The 14313-nt window shown below is 64.0% G+C and carries 13 protein-coding genes and 1 pseudogene; 8 read left to right on the top strand and 6 right to left on the bottom strand.

All coding sequences use genetic code 11. The features are described 5' to 3' along the window. Positions 1–15 precede the first annotated feature (15 nt). The 4 genes and pseudogenes from aqpZ to PQR02_RS24010 form a co-directional block, all read right to left on the bottom strand. Positions 16–762, bottom strand: coding sequence for an aquaporin Z (aqpZ, locus tag PQR02_RS23995; protein WP_408236831.1), 747 nt, complete (start codon positions 760–762; stop codon positions 16–18). 264 nt (positions 763–1026) lie between these two features. Continuing rightward, on the bottom strand, positions 1027–1671 hold the full coding sequence (locus PQR02_RS24000; protein WP_408236834.1) for a response regulator: 645 nt from the start codon (positions 1669–1671) through the stop codon (positions 1027–1029). A gap of 109 nt (positions 1672–1780) precedes the next feature. Beyond that, entirely contained in the window at positions 1781–2470 is a 690-nt protein-coding gene (locus tag PQR02_RS24005) for a response regulator (RefSeq protein WP_408236837.1), read from the bottom strand. 518 nt (positions 2471–2988) lie between these two features. Next, positions 2989–4357, bottom strand: a pseudogene (locus tag PQR02_RS24010) (MFS transporter). Positions 4358–4465: 108 nt separating this feature from the next. On the opposite strand from PQR02_RS24010, the gene PQR02_RS24015 reads away from it, so the two are divergent. Then, positions 4466–5353, top strand: a complete 888-nt coding sequence (locus PQR02_RS24015) for a LysR family transcriptional regulator (protein ID WP_408236840.1) — start codon at positions 4466–4468, stop codon at positions 5351–5353. A 136-nt stretch (positions 5354–5489) separates the two neighbouring features. Here PQR02_RS24015 and PQR02_RS24020 read toward each other — a convergent pair whose 3' ends face one another. Then, complete coding sequence (locus tag PQR02_RS24020) at positions 5490–5810, bottom strand: hypothetical protein (protein WP_408236843.1); 321 nt, start codon at positions 5808–5810, stop codon at positions 5490–5492. Here PQR02_RS24020 and PQR02_RS24025 point away from each other — a divergent pair. The 6 genes from PQR02_RS24025 (at position 5805) to PQR02_RS24050 (ending at position 11326) form a co-directional block, all read left to right on the top strand. Next, entirely contained in the window at positions 5805–6521 is a 717-nt protein-coding gene (locus tag PQR02_RS24025; protein WP_408236846.1) for a c-type cytochrome, read from the top strand. The genes PQR02_RS24020 and PQR02_RS24025 overlap by 6 nt on opposite strands. Before the next feature lie 152 nt (positions 6522–6673). Further along, positions 6674–8131 carry a c-type cytochrome gene (locus PQR02_RS24030; RefSeq protein ID WP_408236849.1) on the top strand — a complete coding sequence of 486 codons (1458 nt, stop codon included), beginning with the start codon at positions 6674–6676 and terminating at the stop codon, positions 8129–8131. Positions 8132–8156: 25 nt separating this feature from the next. Further along, positions 8157–8333 (top strand): hypothetical protein, encoded by a 177-nt coding sequence (locus PQR02_RS24035; RefSeq protein ID WP_408236852.1) that lies wholly within the window; start codon positions 8157–8159, stop codon positions 8331–8333. A 2-nt stretch (positions 8334–8335) separates the two neighbouring features. Then, positions 8336–8908 carry a cupredoxin domain-containing protein gene (locus PQR02_RS24040; protein ID WP_408236855.1) on the top strand — a complete coding sequence of 191 codons (573 nt, stop codon included), beginning with the start codon at positions 8336–8338 and terminating at the stop codon, positions 8906–8908. Beyond that, positions 8895–10520: a b(o/a)3-type cytochrome-c oxidase subunit 1 gene (locus PQR02_RS24045; RefSeq protein ID WP_408236858.1), complete on the top strand. Its 1626-nt coding sequence runs from the start codon at positions 8895–8897 to the stop codon at positions 10518–10520. The genes PQR02_RS24040 and PQR02_RS24045 overlap by 14 nt, the downstream gene beginning before the upstream one ends. Further along, positions 10517–11326 (top strand): c-type cytochrome, encoded by an 810-nt coding sequence (locus PQR02_RS24050; protein ID WP_408236861.1) that lies wholly within the window; start codon positions 10517–10519, stop codon positions 11324–11326. The genes PQR02_RS24045 and PQR02_RS24050 overlap by 4 nt, the downstream gene beginning before the upstream one ends. Before the next feature lie 73 nt (positions 11327–11399). On the opposite strand, the gene PQR02_RS24055 is transcribed toward PQR02_RS24050, so the two are convergent. Beyond that, positions 11400–13043, bottom strand: a complete 1644-nt coding sequence (locus tag PQR02_RS24055) for a methyl-accepting chemotaxis protein (RefSeq protein WP_408236864.1) — start codon at positions 13041–13043, stop codon at positions 11400–11402. A gap of 309 nt (positions 13044–13352) precedes the next feature. On the opposite strand from PQR02_RS24055, the gene PQR02_RS24060 reads away from it, so the two are divergent. Further along, the gene (locus tag PQR02_RS24060; protein WP_408236867.1) at positions 13353–14153 is read left to right on the top strand and encodes a bestrophin-like domain; all 801 of its coding nucleotides are present in this window, start codon (positions 13353–13355) and stop codon (positions 14151–14153) included. The last annotated feature ends 160 nt before the right edge of the window (positions 14154–14313 follow it).

The raw sequence follows: 14313 nt of genomic DNA on the forward strand, positions 1-14313 counted from the left end.
GGTGCGCGGGCGTGTTCACGCCGCGTCGCGCTGGCCGCCCGTTAGCGCCGCTGCGGACGGATCGGCGTTGCCGTGCAGAAACGAAAACAGAACGCCGGCCGCGATGCCACCCGACAACGGCGCGGCCCAGAACACCCACAGCTGATCCAACGCCCAATTGCCGACGAACAGCGCCTGAGCAGTGGAACGGGCGGGATTGACCGAGCCGTTGGTGATCGGAATGGACACCAGATAGACGAGCGTCAGACAGGCGCCGATCACCAATGGCGCGATCGACACCATGTTTTTCCGAGCGGCGATCAACAGGCACACCATCACGAACGCGAAGGACAGGATGAATTCGATCGTCAGCGCCGAATGCAGTTGATAGTCGGCCGGCGAGTGGGCGCCGAAACCATTCGCGGCGAATTCGCTCGCGCTCAGCGTGAAGCCCGGACGGCCGCTCGCCACATAGGAGAGGAGCGCCGCAGCAGTGATGGCGCCGAGCGTTTGCGCGGCGATGTACGGCAACAGGTCGCGTACCGGAAAGCGCTGCGCGACCGCGAAGCCGACAGTGACCGCGGGATTGAAATGCCCGCCGGAATCGGCCCCGAGCGCATAGCTTGCCGTGGCGAACGCAAGACCGAACGCCAACGACACTTCAAGCCCGCCATACCCGTGCAACGCCATACCGGACTCCAGCACGGTACTGCCACATCCCGCGAACACCAGCCACGCTGTTCCCACGCCCTCGACCCACAACCGTTTACCTAGCGCGATCATTCCCTCTCCTGTTTTTCTACGTACGAGGCAGACGGCACCGCGCGATTGCAACCAGATCGCTGCCCTGAAAGTTTTCGGCCGGTCCCTCTGAGGATGACGGAATTGCCCGACGCCTTCGGGCAAACATCTGGCACACAGGTAATACGGCCTATTAATTTGCAATTATTGAACGGCGCCCTCTTCAGACGAATCAGAAAAGTCTTAAATCATTGATTTTCTGAGAAATTAAATAACCACCATGACTCAACCCCAAGTTAAACATTGTTAAACCAATCCGATTTTCCTTGCGTAATTGATTAAATCAATTTCTGTTTCAAGTCCGAGTTTGCGCATTGCGCTGCGCTTTTGCGTGCTAATCGTCTTGCCGCTGCGTTGAAGGCGTTGCGCAATCTCATGCACCGCCACGCCCTGCACGGAAAGCTGGAAAACTTCCCATTCACGCGGACTCAGCGCGCCGGTGTGAAGCTGCGGCGCGAGTTCCGCTGCGTCCAAAGCGGCGCGCACCTGCGGGGATAGATGAACACCGCCGACGACGACCGCGGTAATTGCCTGGATCAAGGTTTCGGCTGTGTCGCGTTTGTCGACGATTCCGGTCACGCCGATCTTGCACAGGCCCGCCAGCAAGTGGCCGTGGCAGATCATCGTGAGCACCACGACGTACGGATGCGGCTCGCGACGCAACAGACGGCGCAGAAACGGCACCGCGTTGCTGCCGCCGTCGAGCCCCGGCATGTCGATATCCGAAATGACGACGTCGCACGCGTGGGCGTCGAGCAGCACGGCCAGGCCATGGGTGTCGGCCGCCTCGCCGACCAGTTCGAGGTACGGTCTGGACTGCAGCAGGTATCGGATGCCGGCGCGCACGCATTCATGATCGTCGGCCACGATGACGCGGATCTTGTGTGTCATGTGTTGTTGTGTAGTCGACCGGCACGCTCCGCACGCAGGGTGCTTCCCCGGAGTCACGCCGATACTTCTGCGGGTTCGTCGCGCGGCGGCGCGACAGGCGGCGGGCTTGTCAGCGGCTTTGAACGCATCCTTCAGTCAGCACGCCGTGTTCGGCGGCGAAGCGAAACAGCTCCGCGTCGGTTTGCAGCGAGAGCTTGCGCATTGCCGTGCATTTCTGAGCGCTGACTGTCTTGACGCTGCGCCCGAGGCGCGTGGCGATCTCGCTGACGCCGAAGCCGGACGCGTACTGCGTGAACACTTCGAGTTCGCGGCGCGACAGTGTGCCGCGAACGAAATCGAGGCGCTGAGCCAAGGTTGCGTCGGCAATCAGCGCGCGCACCGCCGGCCCGACATAGCACTCGCGCGCGAGCGCCATGACGACCGCCACGTGAATCAGATCGATCCGGTCGCGCTTGCTCACCAGCCCGTCCACACCGAGCGAAATGACCTGCTGCAGCGCGGCCACTTCGGTTTCCATGGTCAGCACGATGAGCGCGACGTGCGGATAGCGCGACTTGAATTGCTTGACGACCTCCAGCCCGCAGCCGTCGACACCGACCGGCATGTTGAGATCCATCAGCACCAGATCGCAGGGACTGCGATCGACTTCCACGAAGAGTTCGGTGGCATCAGCGGCGCACCCGACAATCTGCATGTTCGTATAGCTTCTCATCAGATTTTCGATCGCCAGCAGAACCAGTGGATGGTCGTCCGCGATGATGGCTCGAACAGGTGTCCTTATCCCAGCGGTGTCGTTCATCGTCTCCAGCTCCTTGATGGCCTGATTTTCCGTCGCCCTTTTCGGCGCAAACGGCTCTGCAAAGATAGTTGAATATCCCTTCGCAGATAAAAATCAGATCGCTCTGAAATAACTGAAAGCAATTGCATCCATCAAATAACTTAGACATCCGATTCAAATTCAGGAATGCCGGGGCGTGCGTGTTGCTGGCATCGCGCGCAAGCCGGGCAGAATGAATGCGGGCAGTTCGCCGGGATAATTCGAAGCTGAGTTGCGATTTATCGCATTCGTTGTAGGAATGACTGCGCATGCGCTGGAATAAGCGAAGCCATGCGGTACGCTTTAACGTGCCGCGTGACAACGTACCAAGCTGCCAGAGCGGCGATAAAATCACCCTCCGGCGATAACCTGATAGCTGATTTCAGCAATAAAAGAGACAAAATTATTATCCCGACGAGTTATGTTCGACTTTCTCACGTCGCCCATTTCCGGTTAAGAGACCCCGACTCCGCGCGACTAGCGCCGCGGCTGCGCCCGCGTCAGGTGGCGTCGCAGGCTCCTGCCGTTTGCGCGGCGCCCTTGGGCCCCGCGCGCGGAAACACCGGCAACGCGATCAGCGCGCACGCGCTGGCCACCGCCCACACGATCGGCCACGAACCGACGGACAGCAGCGGCGGAATCGCAAGCGGCGTCAGGAACAGCATAAGAAACACACAGGTATTGCCGATTGCGAGCGCCGTGCCCGCGCGACTCGTCCCCGCCAACGTGGCGAGTTCCGTGAAGGCGACGCCGTGCCATGCCGACGCGCTCACGCCGCCCAGCACGATCATCAGCGCGGACATCATGGTCATCGCCGCGTGTTGCAAACCGGCCAGTCCGGTCAGCAGCGCCAGCAACGCGAACAACCCGGCGGTCATCAGACTGCAGGTGCGCATGCACCCCCGGCGATTGCCCCGCCGATCGGTCCAGCTGCCGCTCCAGACCCGCGCGATCGCGGCGCCCGTCTGCACCGCGGCCATCGTCACGTTGATCGCCAGCACGCCGGCTCGGCTGAAGTCATGCAGGAACACCGTGCCGAACGTGACGACGGCGATTTGCGGCACGCACAGCGCCCCAGCGCCGAGCGCCACGCGCCAGATCCGCGTGTCGCGCAACGGAGATATCCTGGCGGGCGCGGTGGCTGGCACGCTGGCGACACGCAGCGCCGTGCTGGCTGCAGCGTTTGAGCCGTGCAGCGCCGCGCCGGTGGCCGCGTTCGACCCATGCGCGTGCCGGACTGTCCGCGCGGCGCCCTCCCCATCGGCGCCAACGTGCGACGGTTCATGCAACCACCGCCACGCGAACAGCGCCGTGATCGCGCACGCGAGCGCCAGTACCGCATAAGCGCTCGCAAATCCGCAACCTGATGCGAGCGCCGGCAATATCAACGCGCCGAGCCCGCCGCCCGCGGGCACCGCAGTCTGCCGGATGCTCATCGCCAGCCCGCGCTCGCCGTCACGAAACCACGCCATCACCGCACGGCCGCTCGATCCGTTGACGCTGCCGCCGAGCAGCCCGACCAGCAGCAGGCCGAGCGCAAGCGTCGTCACGCTGGGCACACGAGCGCCGCTCGGCGCAACGAACAACGCGAGGCCGGCAAGCGCGGCGGCAGTCGAAAGCAGGCCGAGCAGCAACACCCGGCGATCGCCCCAGCGGTCGGTCAGCAAGCCCCACGGCAACTCGCTGACCGCAATGCCGAGCCCGAGCATGCCGAGCACCAGCCCCAAGCCGTGATTGTTCAGGTGATAGCCCGAACGCAAAAACACCGCCGTGGTCGGAATACCGGAAAAAGCGGCGGAAAAACTGGCGTTCGCCGCGAATCCCAACCCCCAGCACCTTCCAACGATGGCTCGCATGGCCAGAACCGATCTGTTACCCATGACACCCCCTTGCAAAGAATTCTGGGGGTATCCTACGGGTGGGCTTTCCATCGGAAAAGCCGGAAATTCAGATGACTTCCATCGAATATACCGAATCATGCGCCAGCGTGGATTCGACCTCGCGCAGTTGCGCACCTTCGTCGCGGTCGCCGAATCGGGCAGCGTGTCTGCGGGCGCGCAGCGCGTGTTCCTCTCGCAGTCGTCGGTGAGCGAGCAGTTGAAGAAACGCGAGGAGCGCGCCGGCCAGCCGCTCTTCGTGCGCAGCAAGCAGGGTGTGAACGCCACGGCCGCCGGCAGCCGTCTGCTCGACCACGCGCGGCGCATCATCGCAATGAGCGACGCGGCGTTCGAAGACCTGCAAGGCCGTTCGCTCGATGGCGAACTGCGCATCGCGATCACCGACTATTACCGCCCGCACGACATCGCGCGCATTCTCAAAGCGTTCTCCGAACAGCACCCGCGCCTGAAGCTGCATGTCACCGTGCTGCCGAGCGCCGTGATCGACAGCAACGCCGATGACGATGCGTCGTTCGACCTCGGCCTCTCGTTGCGGCTCGTCACCGGCAAGCCGCACTCGAGCGGCCGGCGCGGCGGCGCGGCGAGCACCGTGGTGCGGCGCGAAAAGCTGCTGTGGGTGAGCGCCGCCGACGCCGCGCCGCGACCGGCCATGCCGTATCAACTGGTGTTGCTACCGTCGAGCTGTCAGTTGCAGCGGTTCGTGGTCAAGCTGCTCGACGAGCACGACGTGCCATATCTGGTCTCGCATTCCGCGTCGGGCGTGGCGGGGTTGCAACTGGCGTTGAAGGCCGGGCTCGGCATTTCCTGCCTGAACGAATCGTCGATCGGCGGCGGGGTGGTGGCCTGTGCGGCGAACATCGGGTTGCCCGCATTGCCCGCGGTGGAATTTCATCTGCTGCCGGCACGTCCCGGCGAAAGCGAACGCGTGAGCAACGCGCGGATGGCCTTGATGCGCCTCTTCGCGTGACGGGTATTTGATCAACATCAAACAATCACGTTCGCGCGATAGCAGTTGCGCAGACGGAGGCCGCAAAATAGGACGTTGAAAGCGCTCTGACTGCCGCCTATGATGAACAGACGCACGATTTGCCGATCTTTGTCTGCTATTGACGCTGCGGATAGATTGCTGCAACCTGCAACACACTGCCGCACGTTTCAGGTGCCATTCCCGCAGCCCGAAAGTCGCCATCCACCGGCGCATTCAGGCGGATCATTGTTTGAGTCAAGCAATTGCATCGCGCATCGAATATTGTTTCGCCATCCAAATTAAATCCGTTCCGATTTGCAGTAACGCAGTCGTCATAAGAAAAAAACTGGCAGACCCGCGATGCGTCGTCCGTCGGATTCGCGAATGGATCCGCGAGCGCACGCATGAGAACCAAATCGAGAAAAGAGAACGTTCCCCAACGAGGCTTGGCGTGCATCGTAGAACTATCGGATCTTCGGTACTGTTCGCGTTTTACGTGCTGTGGAGCGGCGCGGCGCTGGCGGCCGGCGACGCGCCCGGCGCGATGCCCTCGGGCATGGACGAGCGCGTGCGCGCCTGCACCTCCTGTCACGGCGTGCAGGGCCAGGGCCGCAATAACGATTACTTTCCGCGCATCGCCGGCAAGCCAGCGGACTATCTGTTCAATCAACTGACCGCCTTCCGCGACGGCGGCCGCACCTATCCGCCGATGGGCTACCTGCTCGCGTTTCTGCCCGACGACTATCTGCGTCAGATCAGCGAGTACTTCGCCGCTCTGCAACCGCCCTATCCTGACGCCGATCACACCGAGGTCTCGCCCAAGGTGCTCGCCGCCGGCCAGCAGCTAGTGATGCACGGCGACCCGGCGCGCAAGATACCCGCGTGCATCGCGTGCCACGGCGCGCGCATGACCGGCACGCAGCCTGGGATTCCCGGCCTGCTCGGGCTGCATGCGAGCTACATCGCCGGACAGATGGGCACATGGCGCTCGGGCACGCGTCGCGCGCTCGAACCGGACTGCATGCATACGATCGCGGTCAAGCTGAGCGACCGCGACATCACCGCGGTATCGAGCTGGCTCGCGCGCCAACCGCGTCCGGCCGATCCACGGCCCGCACCGGCGGCCGCTGAGCGGCTGCCTCTTGCATGCGGGAGCCAACCACAATGAAGCCGATACTTTGCTTGCTGGGGTTGGGTCGGGCCACGATCGGCGGTGGCGGCGCCTGGATGCGCTCTGGCTCGCGGTTTGTTTCGTGGTGCTTCCTGAGCGTCGTCTCGTGCTGCTTCGCAGGTGGCTTGTCGAAGCGTTGCACGTGGTTCATGTCGAATCGTTTTGCGCGTCGTTTTACGAGCCGTTTTTCGCGCGCCTCGTCGTTGCGCGCTTCGCGCTGCGTTGCACGCGCTACGGCGGCACCACGCCGTCGCGTGGCGGCATCGCTCGTTTCCGGCTCGCTGAGCGCGTGCCTCATCGCAACCGGTGGCGCTGCGCTGCTTCGTGCGCTGCATACGCCACTGATCGCCGAAGCCCGCGCCGCCGACACCGCGACGCCAGCCACATCACAAGCCCCGCCCAGCCCCTTCACTACCATCACCCCCGCCCATAGCGACCCCAACGACACGCGACCCGACATCGTCAAACGCGGCGAATATCTGGCGCGCGCCGGCGACTGCATCGCCTGCCACACCGCGCCGCGCGGCAAGCTGTTTGCCGGCGGCCTCGCGATGGAAACGCCGTTCGGCACGCTGTATTCGCCGAACATCACACCGGATGCGCAATACGGCATCGGCACGTGGAGCGAGCAAGCGTTCTTCAAGATGATGCGCACCGGCCGCAAACCGGACGGCACGCTGATCTATCCCGCGATGCCGATCGCCCAGTACACCAAGGTCACCCGCGAGGATTCGAATGCGATCTTCGCTTTTCTGCGCACCGTCGAGCCGGTGCGCCAGCCCAATCGCAAGCACACGCTGCGCTTCCCGTTCAACCAGCGCGATCTGCTATACGGATGGCGCACGCTGTATTTCCGCGAAGGCGAGTTCCAGCCCGACCCGACCAAGTCGGTCGAATGGAATCGCGGCGCGTATCTGGTCGAAGGGCTCGGACACTGCGCGATGTGCCACACCAGGATCAACATGCTCGGCGGCTCGTCGCCACGCGAGCAGTTCGCCGGCGGTCTGATCCCGGTGCAGAACTGGTACGCGCCGTCGCTGACATCCGACAAGGACGGCGGCCTCGGCGACTGGAGCATCCAGGACATCGTGGACCTGTTGCAGACGGGCATCTCCGCGCGCGGCGCCGTGTATGGCCCGATGGCCGAAGTCACCTATCACAGCCTGCAGCACATGAGCGACGACGACATCCGCGCGATGGCCGTCTATCTGAAGTCGCTGCCGGACAATCAAGGCCGCAAGACCGGACCGTCCGCGAAAGTCGATCCCAAGACTTTCGCGCTCGGCAAACAGATCTATGCCGACAAATGCGCGCTGTGCCACGGCGCCAACGGCGAAGGCCAGTTGCCGCATTACCCGCCGCTCGCGGGCAATCAGTCGATCGAAATGGACTCGGCGGTGAATCCGATCCGCATCGTGCTCAACGGCGGCTTCCCGCCTGGCACGAAACGCAACCCGCAGCCGTATGGGATGCCGCCGTTCGCGCAGGAACTGAACGACGCCGAGGCGGCTGCCGTGGTCACCTATATCCGCACGGCCTGGGGCAACCACGGCCAGCCGGTGATGGCCCGCGAGGTCAGCGAGTTGCGCAAGGCGCCGCTACATTGAACCGCCGCACTGGAGAACTCCCGAGATGGATGCGAACGACACCCGCAACGCGCCACCGCCCACCGACGACGAAGTGGAACGCGTCGTCGCGGCCGGTCCGCATGGCGCCATCGCGCTGGCCGGCATCGCCACCGTGATCGTCATGGCGATCTGGTTCGGCTTCTACTTTTTCGCGTTCCTGCCGCGCGGCGTCGTTCACTGACCATGTCGACCAATCCCAATCATCAACCGGATAGCGGCCACGCGGTCGCGATGCGCGCCGAGCGCCGCTGGGCGATCTTCGCGGTCGGGCTGATCGTGCTGATGCTGGCCGTGATCGTCTTCTCCGGCCTGCATTGGGCGATGATGCCGCCGTCGCGCGTCGAAACGATCGACCCGGCGCGCCTGCAACTGTCGGGCGAATTCGTCGAGGACAATCTCGGCAGCGCGGTGCAGCCGGACGGCTCGGTGATCGTGCGCTTCATCGCGCAGCAGTATTCGTTCACGCCGCAATGCCTGCTGGTGCCCGCCGGCACGCCGATCACGATCCGCACCACCAGTGCCGACGTGGTGCACGGCCTGCTCGTCACCGACACCAACATCAACACGATGGTCGTGCCCGGCTACGTCGCCACGCTGAACACGCAGTTCGACCACCCCGCCGATCACACCATGCCGTGCCACGAATTCTGCGGCTTCGGCCATCAGACCATGTGGGCGCATGTGAAAGTGATCGACAAAGCCACCTTCTTCGAGCAGACCCGACAATCACGGAGGCTGAGCTGTGTTTCACGCTAAGCGACTCGTTCTCGCGCATTTCTGGCTTGCCTTCATCACGTTTCTGATCGCGCTCTTTCTCGGCGCCTGGCAGATGCTGGTGCGCAGTCCGCTGGTGCCGTGGATCGGCGACCCCGAGCTGTACTATCGCTCGGTGACCGCGCACGGTTCGGTGATGGCCTACGTGATGCCGACGCTGGTGTCGATGGGCTTCGGCTACGCGATCGTCGAACTCGCGCTCGCGCAGCGCCTCGCCGGCCTCAAGTGGGCATGGGCCGCGTTCATCGTGCTAGCGGTCGGCGCGGTGATGGCGATGGTGCCGGTCGCGCTCGGCTCGGCCTCGGTGCTCTACACCTTCTATCCGCCGATGATCGGCAGCCCGTTCTATTACCTCGGCGTGGTGCTGGTGGTAGTCGGCTCGTGGATCTGGGTCGCGCTGATGCACGTGAACCTGCGCATCTGGAAGCGCGCGAACCCGGGCAAGGCGGTGCCGCTCGCGATGTTCGCCAATGTGGCGGGCGCGTATCTGTGGGCGTGGACCGCCGTCGGCGCGGCGCTCGAAATCCTGTTCCAGATCCTGCCGGTCGCCTTCGGCCTGACCCGCACGATCGACGCCGGCCTCTCGCGCATCCTGTTCTCGTGGACGCTGCATGCAATCGTCTACTTCTGGCTGATCCCGGCGTACATCGCTTACTACACGCTGGTGCCGCGCGCGATCGGCGGACGGCTCTACAGCGATGCGATGGCGCGCGTGTCGTTCGTCCTGTTCCTCGTGTTCGCGATGCCGATCGGCATCCACCATCTGTTCGTCGATCCGCAGGTCGGCTCCGGCTTCAAGTTTTTGCACGCGGTGTTCACCGGCATGGTGTCGGTGCCGACGCTGCTGACCGTGTTCACGATTTGCGCGTCGGTGGAAATCGCCGGCCGGCTGCGCGGCGGCACGGGCGCGTTCGGCTGGCTCACCGCGCTTCCGTGGCAAAACCCGATGATGCTGGTGATCGCCTTCTCGTTCGTGATGCTCGGGCTCGGCGGCGCGGGCGGCCTGATCAACATGAGCTATCAGCTGAACGCGACGGTGCATAACACGCAGTGGGTGACCGGCCACTTCCATCTGATTTTCGCCGGCGCGATCGTCATCATGTACTTTGCGATCGCGTATGAACTGTGGCCGCAATTGACCGGCCGCGCGATCTGCTCCGAAAGACTGGTGCGCACGCAATTGTGGCTGTGGTTCATCGGCATGATGACGGTAACGCTGCCGTGGCATTACGTTGGCCTGCTCGGCGCGCCGCGCCGCATGGCCTTTTACGACTACTCCATGTCGGGGATGCAGGACCAGGCGTTCTGGGTCGGCATGTCGGCGGTGGGCGGCCTGGTTCTGGTGGTGTCGGGCGTGCTGTTCGTCTACATCCTCGCGAAGTCTCAATTCGGGCCGGCGGTGCAGCCGCAGGCGTTCCGTTTCGCGAGCGCGGTGCATCCGGCCGAACGGGTGCCCGCCGCGCTCAATAGCTTCGGCCTATGGGTGGCGCTGATGATCGGGCTCACCGTCGTCAACTACAGCGTGCCGATCGTGCAGTTGCTCAGACTGCCGCAGACCTCGGTGCCGGCGGTCGTCATCGGAGCGCAGCGATGAGTGAGGAACGCGTCTTCAGCTTGCGCAACCCGTGGTTCACCTGGAGCGTGGGCGGCACGCTTGCGATTGCGGTCGTGGGGATTCTGATCGGCTTCATCTGGCTGCCCTCGGCGAGCAGCGCATTCGGCGACCGCGGCTTATGGGCGACGATCTGCGGCGCCGCCGGCGCGCCGTCGAACTGGTATAGCGGCGCCAGCGCAGGCGGCCCGGTGCCGAGCGAGGTGGTCGTGCTGCCGCCCGGGCACCCGACGCGCTCCAGCGCGGATTCGATCGGCCGCGGCGCGACGATCGCGACGCAAAACTGCTCGATGTGCCACGGCGTGGTCGGCACGCCGCCGGTCACGGCGCCGGCGCTGGCCGGACAGTACCCCGACGCGGTCTACAAGGAATTGCGCGACTATCAGAGCGGAATGCGGCAGAGCGCGGTGATGCAGGCGATCATCGCGGCGCGCAGCGATCAGGATCTGCAGGATCTCGCGGCTTACTATACGTCGCTGGCGCGAGGCCCCGCGGCCGAGACGCCGCGCGTCGGCGAAGAACCCGACTCGAACGCGGTGCGGCTGGCGATGCAGGGCGATCCGCAGCGCAATATCGCGCCTTGTGCGGCTTGTCATGGCGAGCTGGATCGCAAAGGCGCGGCGCCGTGGCTGGGCGGACAGTCGTCGACTTATCTCGCGGGGCAGATGCGCGCGTTTGCTTCCGGCGCAAGGCACAACGACATCAATGAACAGATGCGCAACGTGGCGCGGCAGTTGACGTCGGCGGAAATAGATAGTTTGGCTAAGTATTACGCGGCCATGCCGTAACGGCGCGCCCACGTGCGCGGCGCCTGTCGTCCCCGCAGACGTCAAGCGCCGCCGTGCGAAACGGGCATTCACGTCAAGCCGTGGCGAACTCGCTTGCGTCGTTCGACTTCGGCGCAACGGCGGCAGTTGCATGCCGCCCCGCGAAAGAAGCAGCGGAATCGCTGCCCGTCTGGAACACCGCCACCGCCGCGGACAAACGCCGCGCTTGGTCTTCCAGCGAACTCGCCGCCGCGGCAGCCTGCTCGACCAGCGCGGCATTCTGCTGCGTCACCTCGTCCATCTGCGCGACCGCGAGATTGACCTGATCGATGCCGGTGCTCTGCTCGGTCGCGGCCGCCGCGATCTCGCTCATGATCGAACTGACACGCGCGATCGCGTCGACGATCTCGCTCATCGTCGAGCCCGAGCGTTCGACCAGTTGCGAGCCGGCCTGCACCCGGGCGGTCGACGCATCGATCAAGCCCTTGATCTCCTTGGCCGCCGCCGCGCTGCGCTGCGCGAGCGAGCGCACCTCGCTCGCGACCACCGCGAAGCCGCGCCCCTGCTCGCCCGCGCGCGCCGCTTCGACCGCCGCGTTCAGCGCGAGGATATTGGTCTGAAACGCGATCCCCTCGATCACGCCGACGATATCGGCAATGCGCCGCGAGTCGTCGACGATGCCATGCATCGTCCCCACCACCTGCTCGGTGAGGTCGCCGCCCTGTGCGGCGAGGCTCGACGCGCCCTGTGCGAGCGAACTCGCCTGCTTCGCGTTGTCGGCCGTCTGTTTGACCGTCGACGTGAGTTGTTCGATGCTCGCCGCCGTTTCTTCGAGCGAGGCGGCCTGCTCTTCGGTGCGTTGCGACAGATCGGTGTTGCCCGCGGCAATCTCGCTCACGCCGGTGTCGATCGATTCGGTGCCTTGACGCACGGCATTCACCGTCGTGATCAGCGACTCCTGCATCTTGCGCAACGCGGCCGCGAGACGGCCCATTTCGTTGCTGCTGGTCACGTCGATGCGGCTCGTCAGGTCGCCGTTGGCGATCCGCTGGAACTGCGCGATGGTCGCGTCGACCGGACTGACGATTGCGCGCACCAGCACGAAGCGGCCAAGCCACGCTCCCAGCAGCGACAGCACCATGCCGGCCGCCACCGCAATGGAGATCGCGTAGAACAGGTCCTGCGCGTCCTGATAGCGCTGTGCGCCGTGATCGATCTGCAACTGTTCGAGCGCGAGCATCGCCTTCTCGTACGCGCCATAGAGCGACGGCAGCTTGTGCGCCTGCAATTGCTGGAATGCGTTGCGGTCGCCCGACTTGAGCGCGGCGAGCGCCGGCTCGAGGCCCTCGTGCAGGAAGGTGTCGCGCTTGGTCTGCATGTCCTTGATCAAGCGCTGTTCGTCGGCATCCGCGCTCGCGCGGCTCACATAGTGGGCCAGCCGATCGTTGGAGGCTTTCTGGTACTGGTCGAAACGCTTGAGCACGGCATCCGCGCCATCCTGATCGTTCAGCTCGACCAGCGATGCGTAGGTGGCCAGTGCCAGACGCAGGCGCAGCAGCTGTCCGGCGCTGCCTTCGAGGTCGGCGACGGCTGGGGTGTCCACGGTGTACATCTGCTGCAGCGACGCATTGCTTGCTCGCAGCGACAGCAGCCCCGCTGCGGCGCCGAGCATCAGCACGACGCCGAAGAACGCGATCATCAGGGTGAGGCTGGTGCGAATCGACAGATTTTTCAACATCGGACTTGTCTCCATGGGGTTGCCTGGCCGATGGTTCAGAAGCGGCCTCGGCCACGCGTGCTGCGCCCAAACCCCATTCGGCCAGGCCCGCAACTTTTGTCTAAAATTTAAGCGAACACCACATAAAGGGACTACGGCGGGATCACGGAAAACTTTATGGTTGATGGCGCAAACCGTTTCGCTCCATCAATATTCGGACGAGCGGGCGCGAGACCATTCGCGCAATACCTCCTTTTGCGGGACTGTCCGGGTTTGCGGCGCGTTGCAGTTGAGGGAAAGTGGCGAGGCGCGTGTCTTCGGAGCATTGACATGTCAGAAGTCGGTTCGGCTCTACTGGTGTTCGCGTTGTTGCTGATGGCGACCGGTATCGGCGTATGGGTGCGGCCCCTTCTGCCCGAGGAACACAAGGCGCACGAGACCGTGCAGCTCATCCAGCTGGTGATCGGCATGCTGGTGACGTTTGCCGCGCTGGTGCTCGGCCTGCTGACCGCGTCTGCGAAGTCGAGCTTCGACACCGCGTCCAACGATTTGCGCACCTTTGCGGCCGATCTGATCGAATTCGACACGACCATGCGGGAATTGGGCGGCAATACCGACCAGTCGCGGCATCTGCTGCGGCAGTACACGGCGGCGGCGATCGCGTCGACGTGGCCACAGGAGCCGGCGCCGAGCGGCGAGTATCCGAAGGACATCGGCACGCAGGGCAATACGCAGAAGCTCGAGAACGTGCGGCTCGGCGACATGCTGACCTCGGTGGGCCGCGAGTTGCGGCAAGTGCAAACGCAAGATTCGTTGCAGCAGCGCGCACTCGAAGATGCGCTGACCCAATACCGGCGCGTGGTGGACGCGCGGTGGAAGATCATCGAAGAAGCGCACAGTTCGATTTCGCAGCCTTTCTTCAAGACGCTGACGTTCTGGCTAGGCGTGATCTTTCTGAGCTTCGGCTTGATCGCGCCGCGTAACACGCTGGCGCTCGTCACTATTTCACTGGGGGCAGTGTCGATTGCTTCGGCGATCTATGTAATCGTCGATCTGGATACGCCGTTTTCGGGGCCCATCGTGATTTCGAGTTCGCCGATGAGAGATGCGCTCACGCATTTGAGGCAGTGATGACGGGCACGGTACGTCCGCCGCGTTTGTTGATTGGCCTGCCGCGTGAAGTACGGGCGTCGCCTGTGTTCGTCACCGATGCAGCACCGTTCGCCAGCAGAAGAATGGCCCCGGATCTCCCTCTTCCGAGAGAGACCGGGGCCACCTTTACATTTCGATA

The organism is Paraburkholderia sediminicola (genome assembly GCF_046026895.1).
In the GTDB taxonomy this organism is placed as follows: Bacteria; Pseudomonadota; Gammaproteobacteria; order Burkholderiales; family Burkholderiaceae; genus Paraburkholderia; species Paraburkholderia sediminicola_C.

Bases quoted from the DNA above. Each gene is read 5' to 3' on its own strand.
- PQR02_RS24060 (WP_408236867.1), top strand. From the start codon at position 13,353: ATGTCAGAAGTCGGTTCGGCTCTACTGGTGTTCGCGTTGTTGCTGATG.
- aqpZ (WP_408236831.1), bottom strand. From the start codon at position 762: ATGATCGCGCTAGGTAAACGGTTGTGGGTCGAGGGCGTGGGAACAGCG.
- PQR02_RS24055 (WP_408236864.1), bottom strand. From the start codon at position 13,043: ATGTTGAAAAATCTGTCGATTCGCACCAGCCTCACCCTGATGATCGCG.
- PQR02_RS24030 (WP_408236849.1), top strand. From the start codon at position 6,674: ATGTCGAATCGTTTTGCGCGTCGTTTTACGAGCCGTTTTTCGCGCGCC.
- PQR02_RS24020 (WP_408236843.1), bottom strand. From the start codon at position 5,810: ATGCACGCCAAGCCTCGTTGGGGAACGTTCTCTTTTCTCGATTTGGTT.
- PQR02_RS24035 (WP_408236852.1), top strand. From the start codon at position 8,157: ATGGATGCGAACGACACCCGCAACGCGCCACCGCCCACCGACGACGAA.
- PQR02_RS24040 (WP_408236855.1), top strand. From the start codon at position 8,336: ATGTCGACCAATCCCAATCATCAACCGGATAGCGGCCACGCGGTCGCG.
- PQR02_RS24015 (WP_408236840.1), top strand. From the start codon at position 4,466: ATGCGCCAGCGTGGATTCGACCTCGCGCAGTTGCGCACCTTCGTCGCG.
- PQR02_RS24005 (WP_408236837.1), bottom strand. From the start codon at position 2,470: ATGAACGACACCGCTGGGATAAGGACACCTGTTCGAGCCATCATCGCG.
- PQR02_RS24050 (WP_408236861.1), top strand. From the start codon at position 10,517: ATGAGTGAGGAACGCGTCTTCAGCTTGCGCAACCCGTGGTTCACCTGG.
- PQR02_RS24000 (WP_408236834.1), bottom strand. From the start codon at position 1,671: ATGACACACAAGATCCGCGTCATCGTGGCCGACGATCATGAATGCGTG.